The organism is Pseudooceanicola spongiae (assembly GCF_014899185.1).
In the GTDB taxonomy this organism is placed as follows: domain Bacteria; phylum Pseudomonadota; class Alphaproteobacteria; order Rhodobacterales; family Rhodobacteraceae; genus Pseudooceanicola; species Pseudooceanicola spongiae.
The window spans coordinates 2,233,813-2,250,828 of record NZ_CP045201.1; the positions used below are offsets into that span (position 1 = coordinate 2,233,813).

Annotated in this window: 16 protein-coding genes; 8 read left to right on the top strand and 8 right to left on the bottom strand. The window is 63.9% G+C overall.

Annotated elements, in window-relative coordinates; translation table 11 throughout:
- Nucleotides 1–150 precede the first annotated feature (150 nt).
- From F3W81_RS10600 to F3W81_RS10610, 3 genes are all read left to right on the top strand, one after another.
- The gene (locus F3W81_RS10600) at nt 151–1,398 is read left to right on the top strand and encodes a Na+/H+ antiporter NhaA (protein ID WP_193083798.1); all 1,248 of its coding nucleotides are present in this window, start codon (nt 151–153) and stop codon (nt 1,396–1,398) included.
- Nucleotides 1,399–1,594: 196 nt separating this feature from the next.
- Nucleotides 1,595–2,254 carry an ABC transporter ATP-binding protein gene (locus F3W81_RS10605; protein WP_193079140.1) on the top strand — a complete coding sequence of 220 codons (660 nt, stop codon included), beginning with the start codon at nt 1,595–1,597 and terminating at the stop codon, nt 2,252–2,254.
- Nucleotides 2,232–3,836, top strand: coding sequence for a capsule biosynthesis protein (locus F3W81_RS10610; protein ID WP_193079141.1), 1,605 nt, complete (start codon nt 2,232–2,234; stop codon nt 3,834–3,836). Before F3W81_RS10605 ends, F3W81_RS10610 begins: the two co-directional genes overlap by 23 nt.
- 60 nt (nt 3,837–3,896) lie before the next feature.
- On the opposite strand, the gene F3W81_RS10615 is transcribed toward F3W81_RS10610, so the two are convergent.
- The 5 genes from F3W81_RS10615 to F3W81_RS10635 all read right to left on the bottom strand — a co-directional run bounded on the left by F3W81_RS10615 (nt 3,897) and on the right by F3W81_RS10635 (nt 9,609).
- The gene (locus F3W81_RS10615) at nt 3,897–5,918 is read right to left on the bottom strand and encodes a M3 family metallopeptidase (protein ID WP_193079142.1); all 2,022 of its coding nucleotides are present in this window, start codon (nt 5,916–5,918) and stop codon (nt 3,897–3,899) included.
- Nucleotides 5,915–6,964: a HesA/MoeB/ThiF family protein gene (locus tag F3W81_RS10620; RefSeq protein ID WP_193079143.1), complete on the bottom strand. Its 1,050-nt coding sequence runs from the start codon at nt 6,962–6,964 to the stop codon at nt 5,915–5,917. Before F3W81_RS10620 ends, F3W81_RS10615 begins: the two co-directional genes overlap by 4 nt.
- Nucleotides 6,964–7,425, bottom strand: a complete 462-nt coding sequence (gene dut, locus F3W81_RS10625; RefSeq protein WP_193079144.1) for a dUTP diphosphatase — start codon at nt 7,423–7,425, stop codon at nt 6,964–6,966. Before dut ends, F3W81_RS10620 begins: the two co-directional genes overlap by 1 nt.
- Before the next feature lie 30 nt (nt 7,426–7,455).
- Entirely contained in the window at nt 7,456–8,652 is a 1,197-nt protein-coding gene (gene coaBC / locus F3W81_RS10630; RefSeq protein ID WP_193079145.1) for a bifunctional phosphopantothenoylcysteine decarboxylase/phosphopantothenate--cysteine ligase CoaBC, read from the bottom strand.
- 78 nt (nt 8,653–8,730) lie between these two features.
- Complete coding sequence (locus F3W81_RS10635) at nt 8,731–9,609, bottom strand: RNA polymerase factor sigma-32 (RefSeq protein ID WP_193079146.1); 879 nt, start codon at nt 9,607–9,609, stop codon at nt 8,731–8,733.
- 122 nt (nt 9,610–9,731) lie between these two features.
- Between F3W81_RS10635 and cobU the strand changes: the two genes are divergently transcribed.
- The 4 genes from cobU (at nt 9,732) to F3W81_RS10655 (ending at nt 13,380) form a co-directional block, all read left to right on the top strand.
- Nucleotides 9,732–10,250, top strand: a complete 519-nt coding sequence (gene cobU, locus F3W81_RS10640) for a bifunctional adenosylcobinamide kinase/adenosylcobinamide-phosphate guanylyltransferase (RefSeq protein WP_193079147.1) — start codon at nt 9,732–9,734, stop codon at nt 10,248–10,250.
- Entirely contained in the window at nt 10,247–10,837 is a 591-nt protein-coding gene (locus tag F3W81_RS10645; RefSeq protein ID WP_193079148.1) for a histidine phosphatase family protein, read from the top strand. Before cobU ends, F3W81_RS10645 begins: the two co-directional genes overlap by 4 nt.
- Before the next feature lie 82 nt (nt 10,838–10,919).
- Nucleotides 10,920–11,792 carry a glutathione S-transferase gene (locus F3W81_RS10650; protein WP_193079149.1) on the top strand — a complete coding sequence of 291 codons (873 nt, stop codon included), beginning with the start codon at nt 10,920–10,922 and terminating at the stop codon, nt 11,790–11,792.
- Nucleotides 11,793–11,871: 79 nt separating this feature from the next.
- Nucleotides 11,872–13,380, top strand: a complete 1,509-nt coding sequence (locus F3W81_RS10655; RefSeq protein WP_193079150.1) for a YifB family Mg chelatase-like AAA ATPase — start codon at nt 11,872–11,874, stop codon at nt 13,378–13,380.
- On the opposite strand, the gene gshB is transcribed toward F3W81_RS10655, so the two are convergent.
- The 3 genes from gshB to rsmI form a co-directional block, all read right to left on the bottom strand.
- Entirely contained in the window at nt 13,377–14,312 is a 936-nt protein-coding gene (gene gshB, locus F3W81_RS10660; RefSeq protein WP_193079151.1) for a glutathione synthase, read from the bottom strand. The two genes, F3W81_RS10655 and gshB, sit on opposite strands and share 4 nt — an antisense overlap.
- Nucleotides 14,313–14,381: 69 nt before the next feature.
- The gene (locus F3W81_RS10665) at nt 14,382–14,786 is read right to left on the bottom strand and encodes a YraN family protein (RefSeq protein ID WP_193079152.1); all 405 of its coding nucleotides are present in this window, start codon (nt 14,784–14,786) and stop codon (nt 14,382–14,384) included.
- Nucleotides 14,783–15,646 (bottom strand): 16S rRNA (cytidine(1402)-2'-O)-methyltransferase, encoded by an 864-nt coding sequence (gene rsmI, locus F3W81_RS10670; RefSeq protein WP_193079153.1) that lies wholly within the window; start codon nt 15,644–15,646, stop codon nt 14,783–14,785. Before rsmI ends, F3W81_RS10665 begins: the two co-directional genes overlap by 4 nt.
- A gap of 104 nt (nt 15,647–15,750) precedes the next feature.
- Here rsmI and F3W81_RS10675 point away from each other — a divergent pair, with 104 nt between their 5' ends.
- A complete protein-coding gene (locus tag F3W81_RS10675; RefSeq protein ID WP_193079154.1) occupies nt 15,751–16,998 on the top strand; it encodes a penicillin-binding protein activator in 1,248 nt (415 codons plus the stop codon).
- Nucleotides 16,999–17,016: the final 18 nt, after the last annotated feature.

The window sequence follows — 17,016 nt, forward strand, 5'->3', positions numbered from 1 at the left end:
TATGTGGGGGCGCGGCGACGTGGCGTCAATTTGCGGCATATGCGGGACGGAGCACGGCAGGCCGGGACAGCGCGGCTCGGGCAGACTTCCCTTGCCGCAAGAATTCCCTTAACCCGCCAGTAACCACAAATGAAAACGGGGGAAGACGGCATGTATCGCGTCTGGAATTTCGTTACGAATTATTCGCTCTTGCTGATCATCGGGGCGGTGATCGCGATTGTCTGGGCAAATTTCGACCCCGAAGGCTATCACCATTTCGTCCATTGGGTGATCTGGGACAACGCCCCGGTGGGTGAGCTGCACGAGGGGCAGCGCGTGCTGACCTTTCACTATCTGATCAACGACATGCTGATGGCCTTCTTCTTTGCGATCGCCGCGAAAGAGGTCTGGGAGGCCGTGATCCTGAAAGAGGGCTCGCTGCGTGGGCGCAAGGCGGCGACCCCGCTGATCGCGACGCTCGGCGGGATGCTGGGGCCGGTGACGGTGTACCTCGGGCTGGCGATGGTGTTCGGCTCGACCACCTTCGACGCCGTGGCCAATGGCTGGGCCATTCCGACGGCGACGGATATCGCGTTTTCCTACCTCGTGGGGCGCATGGTGTTTGGCGCAGGTCACCCGGCGGTGCGGTTCCTGCTGCTGCTGGCGATTGCCGATGACGCAGCCGGGCTGATCATTCTTGCGATCTTCTACCCCTCTGGCGATCTGGCTCCGGAGTGGTTGTTTCTGTCGCTTGCGGCCGCAGCCGCGGTGTTCGTGCTGTTCAACGCCCTGCCCCGCCGCCTGGACCGCCAGAAACCGGACCGCCCGAATTCCTCCTGGGTGCGGGAAAAGCTGGGGCTCTGGCCCTACGCGGTGGCTGCCTGCCTCAGTTGGTACGGCTTCATGCGGGCCGGCATTCACCCAGCCCTTGGCCTGCTGCCCATCGTGCCGACGATCCCGCATGCCGACCGCGCCTTCGGGTTCTTCAGCGAAGCCGAGCAATATCTGACCGACCTGCTGAACCATATCGAGCATGTGCTGAAACACCCGGTCGAGATCGTGCTGTTCTTCTTCGGGCTGATGAACGCAGGGGTCGAGTTCAACGCGATTTCAGAGCCGACGTGGCTGGTGATGTTCGGCCTGCTGCTGGGCAAACCGATCGGGGTGTTCCTGTTCGGGGCCATCGGGGCGCATGTTTTGCGGCTGGGCTTGCCGCAGGGGATGCGCACGGCGGATCTGTTCGTGGTCGGCTGCGTCGCGGCGATCGGCTTTACCGTCTCGCTGTTCATCGCCTCGGTGGCGTTTGATGCGGGGCCCGTGCAGGACGCGGCGAAGATGGGGGCGCTTTTCAGCTTTGCCGCCGCCGCTGTGGCCCTGATCGCGGGACAGATGTTGCGGGTGCAAAAGGTCGACGCCTGATCTGAGGCCCGCGCGCCGTCGCACCTGAAAAATGACAAAACCGGCAGAGTTTCTGCCGGTTTTTTAACGACCCGTCATCTTTTATACGGGCAAGATTGCCAGGAACAGATGAAATCCGGCATACTGAGGTCTGTGACCTGACGGTTTCCCAGTATTCCTCCGTCAAGGAGAGTGGTTAGACGAGTGCAAGGCCCCCATGCTCGAATTCGAGAATGTCAGCAAATCGTTCTGGACGGGCAGCCATCGCAAGGTGATCCTGGACCGCGTGTCCTTTCGGGTGGAGCTGGGACGCTCGCTCGGGATCCTGGCGCCCAATGGCACCGGCAAGACGACGCTGATCAACATGATGGCCGGTCTGGAAAAACCCGACGAGGGCGAAATTCGCAAGGATTGCCGGATTTCCTTTCCACTGGGCTTTATGGGCGGGGTCATCAGCAAACATACGGCTATGGAGAATTCGCGTTACATCGCAAGGCTTTATGGGCTGGACCCGGATTACGTCGAGGCGTTCTGCCGCTGGCTCTGCGGGTTGGGGGAATATTTTGATCAGCCTCTGGGCACCTATTCCTCGGGGATGCGGGCGCGCTTCAGTTTCGCGCTGATGCTGGCGCTGGATTTCGACATGTACCTGATCGACGAGGGCATGCCGAACTCGACCGACGTCGAATTCAACCGCAAGGCGGGAGAGATTTTGCGCGAACGCCTTGAAACGACGACAATCGTGATCGTGTCGCATCAGGCCAAAACCCTGGCCAAATTCGCCAGAGAGGCCGCGGTCTTGCGCGATGGCAGTCTGTATATGTTCGACACCCTGGAAGAAGCGAAGCAGATGTATGACTACGGATCCCAAGGCTAGGACGTCCGACAGGCGGGACACTGGCGACGCAAATCCGGCGCCGGGCGAGAGCGTGGCCGGTCCTGACCACGCTGAGGCCAGCCGCTATCTGCTGGAAGACGACCCAACCCCGGGTGCGGCCCTTGGCCATCCTGACGACACCCCGCATGAAGAGGACGCCGCCGCGGTGGCGGCCGCTCTGAAATCCGTGCGCCGCGAAGGCCTGACACGGCAGCAGTTGCGCATCGCGCGCCGTCTGGCCGAACAGCAAGGGCTGACGACCCGGTCGGATTACGATGCCGTGCGCCAGTTGCGCGCGCTTGGGCAGGATCCCTTCGCAACCGGCACGATGCTGGAGGTGATCGAGGCCGCGGACAAGACCGCGCTGATCCAGCAGGACAAGGGCACGAACGTGCCAGAGACAGTGCCGCCCGCCACGGGAGAGAGTGCGCTGGCGCGGCGTGAGCGCGAGATCACGCGCATCCAGCGCGACATCGCCCGACGGCGGCGGCGCAAGATGGTGCAGCTGCTGACGCGCCTGTCATTCTTCGTGTTCCTGCCGACCTTGCTGGCGGGCTATTACTATTTCCGCGTCGCGACGCCGATGTACTCGGTCAAGTCGGAATTCCTGATCCTGCAGGCCGATGCCTCAGCGGGCGGCAGTCTGGGAGGGCTGTTTTCGGGCACGCAATTTGCCACCAATCAGGATTCCATCGCCGTACAATCCTATCTGCAATCGAAGGATGCGATGCTGCGTCTTGATCAGGATGTTGGGTTCAAAAGCCATTTCAGCGACCCTCACCTCGACCCCATTCAGCGCATGGCACCCGATCCGTCGAACGAGGCCGCCTACAGCGTTTATCGGAAATACGTCAAGATCGGCTATGACCCCACCGAGGGCGTCATCAAGATGGAGGCGATTGCCGCAGACCCTCAGTTGGCGACGGAGTTCTCGACACACCTGATCACCTATGCCGAGGACCGCGTGGATGAGCTGTCGCGGCGCAAACGCGAAGATGCCGTCCGATCAGCCCGCGAGGGGCTGGAGCGGGCCAAAGCGGATCGCCGGGACGCTCAGGAAAAGCTGGTAGAGCTGCAAGAAGGCACGATCGTCGACCCCGAGGCCGTCATCGGCACCCTGCGCAGCCAGATTGCCGGTTACGAGGTGCAGTTGCAGGAAAAGCAGCTGCAGATCGCGGCGTTGAACGATAACAGCCGACCGAACGAAGCCCGGGTGAAAGGGACGCAGGCAGATATCGACCGGTTGCAAACTCTGCTGGCGGACCTGAACAACAGGATGACGCAGACGCAGACCAACGACACCTCACTGGCGGCCAAGACGGCGCAGGTCCAGCTGGCACAGGCGGATCTGAGCACGGCAGATCTGTTCCTGCAATCCGCCCTGCAGAACGAAAAACAGACCGAGATGGAGGCAAACCGGCAGGTGCGCTATCTGACGACCTCGGTGCGCCCCGTCGCCCCGCAAGACCCGAGCTATCCGCGTGCTTTTGAGAATACGCTGCTGGTTTTGCTGGTACTTTCAGGGGTCTACCTGATGATCTCGCTGACCGGGGCCATTCTTCGCGAGCAGGTTGCGAACTGAGACCAGTGCAGGAAAAAGGGGGCCCCGGGGCCCCCTTTTGCATATCGGTCAGGTGCTGTCTCAGCGGGCCGCCAAGCCGCGTCCCTTGAGAAGGGCCTCGACACCGGGCATCCGGCCGCGGAACCGCTTGTAGAGGACATCCGCCTCGACTGAGCCGCCTTTGGAGAGGACGTTCTCCTCCAGCGCGCGGGCCGTTTCGGGATCGAAGGCATCGCCTTTTTCCTCGAAAGCGGCGAAGGCGTCGGCGTCCATCACTTCGGACCACATGTAGCTGTAGTAGCCGGAGCTGTAGCCGTCGCCCGAGAAGACATGGGCGAAATGCGGTGTGGCATGGCGCATGTTGATCGCGTCGGGCATGCCGAGGCCATTGAGGATTTCGGCCTGACGGGCCATCGGATCGGTAGGGGCAGCGCCGTCGTGGAACTCCAGATCGACGAGGGCGGAGGCAATGTATTCCACCGTCTGAAAGCCCATGTCGAAGGTCGCGGCACCGAGGACCTTCTGAAGCATCTCCTCGGGCATCGCCTCGCCGGTTTCGGCGTGGGTGGCGAAGCTCTGCAGCACTTCGGGGACTTCCAGCCAATGCTCGTAAAGCTGGCTGGGCAGTTCGACGAAATCGCGGCTGACGGAGGTGCCCGAGACCCGCTCAAACGTTACGTCCGACAGCATCTGGTGCAGGGCGTGGCCGAATTCGTGAAACAGCGTGCGCGCATCGTCGTAGGACAGCAGCGCCGGTTCACCCTTGGCCGGTTTGGAGAAGTTGCAGACGTTGATGACGATGGGCGCCTGCACTTTCGGGAGCCGCGACTGGCTGCGCATGGCCGAGCACCACGCGCCGGAGCGTTTGGAGCCGCGCGCGAAGTAGTCGCCGATGAACAGCGCGATGTGTTTGCCGTTGCGCGTCACCTCCCACGTGCGGCAATCGGGGTGGTAGTTCGCGACCTCGACCGGTTTGAACTCCAACCCGAAGAGACGATGCGCACAGTCGAAGGCGGCTTCGATCATGCGGTCGAGTTGCAGGTAGGGTTTCAGCGCCGTCTCGTCGATGTCATGCAGCGCCTTGCGGCGTTTTTCCGCGTAGTAGCGCCAGTCCCAGGGCTTGAAGGCCCCGTTGTAGCCGTCATCCGCCAGCATTACCTGCATGGCGGCCTGATCCTCCAGCGCCGCCGCGCGGGCCGGGGTCCAGACCTGCATCAGCAGCTCGCGCACCTTGTCGGGGGTGCCCGCCATCTCGGTTTCCAGCTTGTAGGCGGCGAAGGTTTCATAGCCGAGAAGCTTGGCGCGTTCGTCGCGCAACGACAGGATCTCGGTCACGGCGGCGCGGTTGTCGGTCTCGCCCCCCATTTCGCCGCGGGCGGTCCATGCGGCATAGGCCTTTTCGCGCAGGGCGCGGTCGGTCGAGAATTGCAGGAACGGCACGATCAGCGAGCGGGACAGGGTGATTACCGGGCCCTTGTCGCGTTGCTGCCCGGCGGCGCGGGCGGCGTTGATCAGGAAGGTCGGCAGGCCGCCCAGCTGATCCTCGCTCAGCTCCATGAACCATGTGCGTTCGTCCGCAAGCAGGTTCTGGGTGAACTGGGTGCCAAGCTGCGCGAGACGGCCCATGATCGCCTTCATCCGCGTGGCCTGATCGCCCTCAAGCGCGGCACCGGAGCGCACGAAACCCCGATGCGCCAGAAACAGGATGCGCGCCTGATCGGCGTCGAGGCCGAGGCTGTCGCGGCGCTCCCAAAGGTCGGCAATGCGGCCGAACAACGCCTTGTTGGCGTGGATGTCGGAGAAATGCGCCGAGAGTTTCGGAGAGAAATCGCGTTGCAGCGCCTCACGCGCGGGGGTGCTGTCGGCGCCGGCCAGGGCGTAGAACGGCGACAGGACCTTGCTGAGGTTCTCGCCAGAGGCCTCGTAGGCGAGGATGGTATTGGCGAAGGTTGGCGCCTCGGCATTGTCGGCGATGGCGGCGATTTCGGCGGCGTGATCGGCGAGCGCAATCTCAAGCGCGGGGGCGAAATCCTCGTCGCTGATCTGGTCGAAGGGCGGCATCTCGAAGGGGGTGGTCCAGTCGCTGAGCAGCGGATTGGTCATTGTGTCACCTCGTGGAGGGCGCCGCAGACAGGGCAGTCCGGGCGCGGTTTCATCGCAATCTTGCGGGTTTCCCCCCAGAGCGCGTCATATATCAGCATCTCGCCCAGCAGCGGCGCACCGGCACCGGTGATCAACTTGACCGCCTCGACCGCCATCATGCTGCCGAGCACGCCCGGAAGCGGCGACAGCACGCCCGCTTCGGAGCAGGAGGGCGCGAGGCCGGGCGCGGGGGCCGTGGGGAAGATACACTCATAACATGGGGCGCCGCGGCGCGGAGAAAAGACCGACAGCTGCCCCTCCCACTGCGACAGGGCGCCGGAGATCAGCGGTTTGCCCGCCGCAACGGCGCCGCGATTGGCCAGGTAGCGGGTGTCGAAATTGTCAGTGCCGTCGAGGATCACGTCGTATTCGGCAAAGAGATCGGCGGCGATTTCGGCGCTCAGACGGCGTTGGTAGGGCAGCACGGTGACGAAGGGGTTCTGTGCCCGCATGGCGCGCGCGGCGGAGTGGACCTTGGGCGTGTCGATATCGGCGTCGCGGTGAATCACCTGCCGCTGCAGGTTGGAGTTGTCGACACTGTCGTCATCGATCACCCCGATGGTGCCGACGCCCGCCGCCGCGAGGTAGAGCAGCGCGGGCGAGCCGAGGCCCCCTGCCCCGATCACCAGCACTTTCGCCTGCTTCAGCGCCTTCTGCCCCGGCCCGCCGAGTTCGCGCAGCACGATATGGCGGGCATAGCGGTTCAGCTCACTGTCGGAAAAAAGCGGCGCAGGTGTGTCGGGTTGCGCAGGTTCAGCGCGGGTGCGCAGGGCGGAGAGGCCCTTGCGATAGAGCAGCACCAGAGCGATCACGGCGCCCAGCATCAGCCACGGCGCCGGGCCGCCGCCGAGCGCGATACGCACCGGGTTGCCCTGTGGCAGCGCGAATTGCCCCGCCACGATCGCGGCGTAGAGCACGCCCAGAACCGTGGCGCGCGCCCGCACCGAGGCACCCAACCGCGCGCCGCCGAACCACAGTCCGAGGGCAAGGAGCAGAAGCCAGCCCATCACACCTGTCCGGTCGAGCCGAAGCCGCCAGATCCGCGCGCCGTGTCGTCGAGCGACGAGACCACGTCGAAACGCGCCTGCAGCACCGGCGCGACCAGCATCTGGGCGATGCGGTCTCCGTGGGTGATGGTGAACGCCTCGGTCCCCGCGTTCAGCAGGATGACCCCGAGGGGGCCACGGTAGTCGCTGTCGATGGTACCCGGCGCATTGGGCAGCGTGATGCCGAACTTCAGCGCGAGGCCGGAGCGCGGGCGCAATTGCACCTCATAGCCCTCAGGGATCGCCATGCGCAGGCCGGTTGGGATCAGCGCCCGCGCCCCGGAAGCAAGGGTGATCTGGCCCCGGTCCGGCAGGTTGGCGCGCAGATCGGCACCGGCGGCACCGGCACTTTCATAGGCGGGCAGGCCAAGGCTTTGATCGGCGCCATCGTCCCACAGGATGCGGATCGGAATGCTTTGCATTTTATCTATGCCCTCTCGGCGTGCGGGGTCTCATGCTGTCAGCGCGGTTGCGATCCGGTCCGCAAGGCGCGTGGCAACCTCGGATTTGCTCATCCTCGGCCACTCATCCGCTCCGGCGTCGGAAATCAGCACCACGGCGTTCTCGGTTCCGCCCATGATGCCGGTCGCCGGGCTGACGTCGTTGGCGAGGATCCAATCACAGCCCTTGCGCTGCCGCTTGGCGGTGGCATGGGCGATGACGTCGTCCGTCTCAGCCGCGAAGCCAACGACAAGGCTAGGGCGGCCACTCGCCATCTGTGAGACTTGGGCGAGGATATCGGGGTTCTCGGCAAACTCCAGCACTGGCAGGGCGCCGTTCTGCTTCTTGATCTTGGAGCCGCTGGCCGAGGCCACGCGCCAATCGGCGACGGCTGCGGCAAAGACGGCGGCATCAACGGGCAAGGCGGCTTCAACCGCTTGAAGCATCTGTTGCGCGGTCTCGACCCGCACCACCTGCACGCCGTCGGGTGGGGGCACATCGGCGGGGCCGGTGACGAAAACCACCTCAGCCCCGAGGGCCGCAAGGGCGCGGGCAATCGCCGTGCCCTGCGCACCAGAGGAGCGGTTGGCGATATATCGCACCGGATCAATGGGTTCATGCGTCGGGCCGGAGGTGACGAGGATGCGCTTACTGCTGAGCGGACCCTTGGTGAAGAAACGCTCAATCGCCGCAAGGATTTCTTCGGGTTCCGCCATGCGGCCGGGGCCGTGTTCACCACAGGCCATGTCGCCATCATCCGGGCCGGTGAAAAGGATACCATCGGCGCGCAACTGCGCCGTGTTGCGCTGCATCGCCGGATGCAGCCACATGCGCACGTTCATCGCCGGGGCGACCATAACCGGGGTGTCGGTGGCCAGCAGCAGGGTCGAGGCGAGGTCATCGCAAAGCCCCTGCGCCATCTTGCCCATCAGGTTGGCAGTGGCAGGGGCGACGACAACAAGGTCAGCCACGCGAGAGAGCTGGATATGCCCCATCTCGGCCTCGCCTGTCAGATCGAAGAGGTCCGTGTAGACCTTTTCCCCTGCGAGGGCGGAGATGGTGAGGGGCGTCACGAACTGTCGTGCGGCCTCGGTCAGGACAGGGGTGACCGAGGCGCCGCGGGCCTTCAGAAGGCGTATCAGATGCGGCGCCTTGAACGCCGCAATGCCTCCGCTGATGATCAGCAAGATCCGTTTCCCTGCCAGCATTGCCGCCGCCCCTCTTGTCACGTCCGAATTCACGGCGAGACTAGAGGGGCCGGGGCGCAGGCACAAGCAGGGGCCGTGTCAGTGCAGCAGGGCTTCGGCCTCGGCACCGCTTGCCTGCAAGGTCTTGCGCATCTTGGTAAAGGCGGCGGCCTCAAGCTGGCGCACACGTTCTTTTGACAGGCCGAGCTCAGAGCCGAGGCTCTCCAGCGTCCGGGGATCGTCGCGCAGTTTCCGTTCGCGCACGATCAGGCGCTCGCGGTCGTTGAGGGCAGACATCGCCCCGACCAGCCAGTGACGCAGAGCCAGACGGTCGTGATCGTCCGCGACAGTTTCGGCGGCCCCGGCGCTGTCATCTTCCAGCGTCTCGATCCACTCACGGCCCTCATCATCGCTCGATTGCGTGGCGTTCAGGGAATAGTCGGAACCAGAAAGACGTCCCTCCATCATCTCGACATCGCGCAGGGGAACGCCGACTTCGGTGGCAATCATCTGGCGCAGCTGGTGGCCGTCGAGTTCCTCGCCGCGCCCCAGAGCCTCACGCTCAAGCCGGGCCTGCACGCGGCGCATGTTGAAGAACAGCGATTTTTGCGAAGAGGTGGATCCGGTGCGCACCATCGACCAGTTGCGCATCACATAGTCCTGGATCGACGCCTTGATCCACCAGACAGCATAAGTGGAAAAACGGACACCCCGGTCTGGGTCGAACTTGTCGGCGGCTTTCATCAGGCCGAGACCCGCTTCCTGAATCAGATCGTTCATCGGCGCCCCGTAGCGGCGGTACTTGCCGGCCATCGAGATCGCGAGGCGCATGTAGGCCGTTACCAGCCGATGCAGCGCATCGGTGTTGCGATCATCGCGCCAGGCATAGGCCAGAGCCAATTCCGTATCCGCATCAAGTAGTTCCGCCTTCATGGCGGTGCGGGTAAATGTGCTGTTGGAAGGTTCCGCGAAAGCCATCATAATCCCCTGTCTTAAAATTCTTTGGTACAGCTTAAGGCCCCGGACGGCGCCATTTGATTTGCAACACTCATGAGCTATACGCGCGACACACAGGTTCGGTTTCATCCGGGAGCAAAAAAATGTCAGGCATCAAGGTGCTGATCCTAGGGGGCGCTGCCTCGGGAAAATCAGAATTTGCTGAGGAAATGGTGTATTCCCTTGGGCCAAAATGGCGCTACATCGCAAGTGCAGAAAGTTTCGATGACGAGATGCGCGACAAGATCAAGCGCCATGCCGAACGGCGTGGCGAGGGCTGGCAGGTGATCGAGGCTCCACTGGATCTGGCACCCGAACTCGCCGCCGAGGACTCGCGGCCCGTGCTGTTCGACTGTGCGACAATGTGGCTGAGCAACCACCTCTTCGCGGGTTCGGATATGGCCACTGCGCAGGCAGATCTGCTCAGCGCCATTGCCGCCTGCCCCGCTGCAGTCGTCACCGTCACCAACGAGGTTGGTCAGGGGATCGTGCCGGACAACGCCCTCGCCCGGCAGTTCCGTGAGGCGCAGGGGCGTCTGAATATCGCACTGGCCCGGCAGGCGGACTGCGTGGTGCAGGTGATCGCGGGCCTGCCGAATGTCCTGAAAGGCACCCTGCCATGAGCTCCCCTTCCCAGACCCGGATTTTTCTGGTCCGCCATGGGCCGACCCATTCCAAGGCGATGGTCGGATGGTCGGATCTGCCCGCCGATCTGTCTGACCTGGCCCGGATCGAAGCCCTGTCAGACTTTCTGCCGGAACGCGCGCGGCTTGTCTCGTCGGACCTGACCCGAACCCGGGCGACGGCGGACGTACTGCAGACTCCGTATCGAAACCGCCTGCCCGACGTCCCCGGTCTGCGCGAAATCCACTTCGGCGATTGGGAACTGAAGCCCTTTGCCGAGATCGACAAGAGCCACCCGGACCTGTCGCGCGCCTTCTGGACCGAGCCGGGCGACTGCGCGGCGCCCGGCGGCGAAAGCTGGCACGAGATGGAAGCGCGCGCCAGTGCGGCCCTGTCAGATCTGGCCGCGGAGGGCGGCGACCTGATCGTTGTCGCGCATTTTGCCGTCATCCTGTCGCAGGTCGCGCGCGTCTCGGGCAAACGGCCGGCTGAGGTTCTGGCGCACAAGATCGACAACCTGTCCGTCACTCAGATCGACGTGACGCCGGAGGGCGAAATGCTACGTTTTATCAATCACGTTCCGTGACGAACCAGCGCAATAAATATCATTTCTCTTGATGATGGGGCAGCCCTAACCTGAGCTCGGAAACACCAAGAGGGGATGCCAGATGACCTATGAGCTGTTTATCGGCGATCGCAGTTTCTCCAGTTGGTCGCTGCGTGGCTGGCTGATGTTCGAACACTTCGGCCTGCCCGTCAAAACGCATCTTCTGGACCTTTATGGCGGCGCCTTTGCGCGTGATCTGGCCCCTCTGGCCCCCGCGCGACTGGTCCCGGTGATGCGTACGCCCGACGGCGACGTGGTCGGTGAAACCCTCGCCATGGCCGAGACCTTGGCCGAGCGTCACCCCAACGCCGGGATGTGGCCCGAGGATCGCAGCGCACGCGCCACGGCCAGATGGCTCACCTCGGAAATGCATGCGGGGTTCGGGGCCTTGCGCAGTGCCTGTCCGATGCAATTGCTGCATCAATATCAGGGGTTTGAGGTCTCCTCAGCCGTGCAGGCGGATCTCGACCGTATTGCTGAGCTTTTCCAGCACGCCAAGGCGAAGCGCACAGTTGAAGGGCCCTGGCTGTTCGGAACCTATTCGATTGCCGATGCCTTCTATGCCCCTGTCGCCGCCCGCATTGCAGGGTATCGCCTGAGTGTCCCGGCCCCTGTCAGTGCCTATGTCGAGACCACGCTGAGCGATCCGGCCTTTCGTCGCTGGCGTGCGCTCGGGCTGACGAAATCCTACGACCCGGTGCCCTATGCGATGGACCTGCCGACGGCGGATTGGCCCGGCCCGGCGCCTCTGCCAGCCCGTGCGATCCCCCGTGGCACACCGATCAACACTGCCTGTCCCTATTCCGGCGATCCGGTCACCGACCTTGCCGAGATCGACGGGGAGATCATCGGTTTCTGCAACCCGACCTGCCGCGACAAGACGGTGAACGATGCCGAGGCCTGGCCCGCAGCAATGGCTCTGCTGCGCCCCTAAAGCGTTAACCAACGCGTAAGACCTCTGCCGTTAACCATGTTCAACCGGGCGCGGATCCGGCTGAAGACGGGGGTGGAAGATGCTGCGGACCTATACGATTGCCTTTCACGGCGCCGAGGCCGCCCCGGTCGAGGTGCAATGCGCCATGGCGCCGGGGATTCCCGGGTTCTCGATCGTCGGGCTGCCGGACAAGACCGTTTCGGAATCGCGCGAACGGGTTCGGGCGGCATTGTCGGCAATGCGGATTGCCCTGCCCTCGCAGCGCATCACCATCAACCTGTCTCCGGCGGACATGCCGAAGGCGGGCAGCCACTATGACCTGCCGATCGCTCTGGCGATCCTCGCGGCGTTGAAGGTGATCCCCGCTGACGTGGCGGAGGAGAATATCTCGATGGGCGAGCTGTCGCTGGACGGCAAGCTCGTGCCGGTCGCGGGCGCCTTGCCCGCTGCCTTTTGTGCCGCAGAGGAGGGGCGCGGGTTGCTCTGCGCGGAAGACAGTGCGCCCGAGGCCGCCTGGGTCGAGGCCACGAGAGTCATCGGCGCGCGCAGCCTTGCGGAACTGGTGCGGCATCTGACCGGGGCGTCGCCGATCCCGCCCGCCGCTGCCGGCACCCTGCCACCCCGCGTCGACGGCCGGGATCTGCGGGAAGTCAAAGGACAGGAGCGGGCGAAACGGGTGCTTGAGATCGCGGCGGCCGGTCGTCACCACCTGCTGATGATCGGTGCGCCCGGCGCGGGCAAGTCGATGCTGGCGTCACGGATGCCGGGGTTGCTGCCGGACCTGACACCAATGGAAGCCCTTGAAACCTCTATGGTTCATTCGGTCTCGGGCTTGCTGAAAGGCGGCGGCATCTGTCGCAACAGACCGTTTCAGCAACCCCACCACACGGCCTCCAAGGCGGCGATCGTCGGCGGTGGCCGCGCCGCGCAGCCGGGTGAAATCAGCCTTGCGCATAATGGCGTGCTGTTCATGGATGAGCTGCCCGAATTCGCGCCCGGCGTGCTGGAGACGCTGCGCCAGCCGATGGAAAGCGGCGAGGTCATGGTCTCGCGCGCCAATGCCCATGTGCGCTATCCCTGCCGGTTTCTGATGGTGGCTGCCGCCAATCCCTGCCGCTGCGGCCATTTGAGTGATGCCAACCGGGCGTGTTCGCAGGCCCCAAAGTGCAGCGAAAAATACCTCGCCCGGATCTCGGGGCCGATGCTGGATCGCTTCGATCTGCGGATCGAGATCCCGGCCGTGGCACACCGTGATCTGGATATGCCCGCCTCTGGCGACACGTCGCAAACGGTGCGCGACCGTGTCACGGCGGCGCGGGCGCGGCAGGCGGAACGCTATGACGGGGTGGAGGGGGTGGCGCTGAATGCCGATATCGAGGGCACGCTGCTGGAGGAGGTGGCCGCGCCCGATGCTGAGGGGCGCGACCTGTTGCTGCTGGCGGCGGACCGCTTCAAGCTGTCCGCGCGCGGCTATCACCGCATCCTGCGCGTCGCCCGCACCATCGCCGATCTGGAAGACAGCGCGGATCTGCGCCGTGATCACATCGCCGAGGCGCTGAGCTATCGTATCGCCGGGATGGGTGGCTAGGCGCGTTTCGCCTCGATCGCGATCCAGATCTTTTCGGCGATGTTAACACCGTCAAACCGCTCAAGCTCCTGAATGCCGGTGGGCGAGGTCACGTTGATCTCGGTCAGGTAGTCACCGATCACGTCGATGCCGACGAAGACCTGGCCCTTTTCCTTCAGCACCGGCCCGATGCGGGCGCAGATTTCAAGATCCCGCTCGGTCAGGGCGACCTTTTCCGGGCGGCCACCAACGTGCATGTTCGAACGCGTCTCGCCCTCAGCCGGCACGCGGTTGATCGCACCGACGGGTTCGCCGTCGACCAGAATGACCCGCTTGTCGCCCTTGGACACCGCGGGCAGGTATTTCTGCACGATCAAGGGTTCGCGCGAAAAGCCGGTGAACAGCTCATGCAGGGATGACAGGTTGCGATCATCCTCGACCAGCCGGAACACGCCCGCACCGCCATTGCCATAAAGCGGCTTGAGGATGACATCGCCATGCTTGTCCTTGAACGCCCGGATGGCCGCCAAATCGCGCGCGATGGTGGTCGGCGGGGTCAGGTCGGGGAAGTTCAGCACCAGCAGCTTTTCGGGAAAGTTGCGGACCCAGAAGGGATCATTAACCACCAAAGTCTTGGGGTGAATGCGATCCAGCAGGTGGGTGGTGGTGATGTAGAACATGTCGAACGGCGGATCCTGACGCAGCCAGACGACATCGAAATCACTCAGATCGACGTCCTCCATCGGCCCGAGGATGGCGTGGTCACCCTGAACACGCTGCACCTGCAGGGACTGACCGCGCGCCATGACGCGGCCTTCGCGGTAGCTCAGCTTGTCGGGGGTGTAGTAAAACAGCTCATGCCCGCGCGCCTGCGCTTCTTCGGCGATGCGGAAAGTGCTGTCGGCATTGATGTTGATGGGGCCGATCGGATCCATCTGAAAGGCGATCTTCATGATCGGGGCCTCCTGAAAAGTCGTGTGGCCTCAGTTGATGGCCGATCCGGCGGCGGTGTGCAATGGCGCTCAACCGGCCATGCTGACATTCTCGATGATCTGGACCATGCCCTGCCCGTCCACCAGCGCCGCGTCGATGCGCATTTCAGGCAGCGGATCTGTTGCCGCGAGCGCCTGCTGCGCCGCAAACACTTCAGCCGCCTTCATGATGCGGTGGATCTGGGGCCAGCCGATGCGCTGAGCTGCGTCGTCAAAGGTTGCACCGGCCTTCACCTCGACAAACAGCAGCCTGTCGCCGTCGCGAAAGATCAGGTCAATCTCGGCCCCGCCGCCGCGCCAGCGCCGGGTTTCAACGCTGCATCCCAATGCGATGTAGTGACGTTCGACGATGTCTTCGGCTGCAAGGCCAGAGAGATAGGCGCGCTTGCCGCGATGCGACTGCGCCGTGCCCCCCTGCTTTGCCACCGCAGTCATGCGTCGTCTTTCCCCATTTTGAGAGCCATCTGATAGACCTTACGCCTCGGCAGACCGAACTGAGCTGCGACCTCGTCAGCCGCATCGCGCACGGTTGCACGCCCCAAAGCCGCTTTCAGCTGTGATTCTAGATCCTGATCACTAACGTTTGACGAATTTGGCCGCCCGATCAGCAGAACAATCTCGCCACGCGGCGGGGTGTCACAACAGCTTTGAGCCACTTCGGACAGCGTACCGCGCCGGATTTCCTCAAACTTTTTGGTCAGTTCACGGCACAGCGCCGCCGGCCGATCCGGCCCGAGGATTTCCGCCGCCGCATCAAGGGCCGCCGCCACCCGATTGGGGGATTCGTAGAGCACCAGTGTCGCCTGAATGTCCTTCAGCTCCAGCAGGAAGGATTTGCGGGCCCCTGCAGTGTTCGGCAGAAAACCGGCGAAATGGAAGCGGTCGGTGGGCAAGCCGCCAAGCGTCAGCGCCGTGATCACGGCCGAGGGCCCGGGGGCCGCAACAACGCCATGCCCGGCGTTGCGCACATCCAGCGCCAGATCATAGCCCGGGTCGGCAATTAGTGGCGTCCCGGCCTCCGAAGCATAGGCCACGGACTTGCCATCGGCGATGTCCTGCATCAGCCGTGGCCGCATCCGGCCCCCGTTGTGATCGTGATAGGCCAGCAGCGGGCGATCGCCGACAGCGATGCCGTGAATGTCCATCAACCGCCTGAGCGAGCGGGTATCCTCAGCGGCAAGCACATCCGCGCTCGCCAGAATATCCAGCGCGCGCAATGTTATGTCTCGGGCAGTACCAATTGGCACCGCGACAAGATATAGACCGGCGGAGAGTTTCGTTCTTTCGGCATTCATCTCTGGACCCTTTGAACGATGCGTTTATATTTTCTGGATATCGAAGTCCCGCCGAACGGTGCCAAGACTGGCAGACGTCGGCAACCCGAAGCGAGGAGAACCCTATGTTCGCTCTTTTGAGCGCCGCCCGCAAGGCGATCACCGGCCACACCCTGGCGCAGGCTCTGTCGAAAACCGACGGCCTGACCAAAGCCCTTACCCGTCGCCGCCTTGTGCTGGCTCTTCCTGCGCTTGGCCTGCTGGCCGCCTGTGAACCCATGGCGATGAGCGGCGGCGGCACAGGGCCTTCGCTGGATACCTCGCAACCTGTTCCCGTGGCGCTGCTGGTGCCGCGCGGGTCGGCCAATTCTGGCGATGCGATCCTTGCAGCGAGCCTGGAAAATGCCGCGCGCCTTGCCGCATCTGAGCTGAATGGCGTGAAAATCGACCTTCGGGTCTATGACACGGCCGGCGATCCCGGCGTCACGGCGACGGTCACCACCAAGGCTATCGACGACGGTGCCAAGATCATCCTCGGGCCGGTTTATGCCGCAAACGCCAATGCTGCGGGCCGTATCGCCGCCGCGCGTGGCGTCAACGTGCTGGCCTTCTCCAACAACCCCAACATCGCCGGGGGCAACGTCTTTATCCTCGGGCCAACCTTCCAGAACACGGCGGACCGGCTGACTGCATTCGCCGTTTCGCAAGGCAAATCGCGCATCGTCATCGTCAGTGGCCAGACGGCTGAGGGCGAGGCAAGTGCCTCCGCCATTCAGACCGCCGCCAGCCGCAATGGGGCGACGATCGCCGCCAACGTGCCTTATGAGTTCTCGCAGCAAGGCGTTGTCGCGGCCATTCCCGCCGTAAAAGCGGCGGCCGGCGGTGGCAAGGCGGATGCGATTTTCCTCACGGCGAATACCGCAGGCGCGCTGCCTTTGTTCACCCAGATGCTGCCCGAACAGGGGATTTCGGCCCAGACGACGCAATTCATCGGCCTGACCCGCTGGGACATCCCGCGCCAGACGCTTGAGCTGCCGGGCGTTCAGGGGGGCTGGTTTGCGCTGCCTGATCCCAACCTCTCGGCTCAGTTCATCGGACGCTATCGTGCGGCCTATGGCACGGACCCGCACCCCATCGGCAGCCTTGCCTTTGACGGGATCGCGGCGATCGGTGCCCTTGTCAGTCGCGGCAAGAGCAATGCTCTGACCGCCTCGGCCCTGACGCAGAAGTCGGGCTTCCAAGGGGTCGGTGGCGTGTTCCGCCTGCTGTCGGACGGCACGAACGAACGCGGCCTTGCGATTGCAACCATTCGCAACAAGCAAGTCATCGTGATCGACCCTGCTCCGCGCAGCTTCTCCGGGTTCGGCTTCTGAAACGACGCCAGCCCCCTC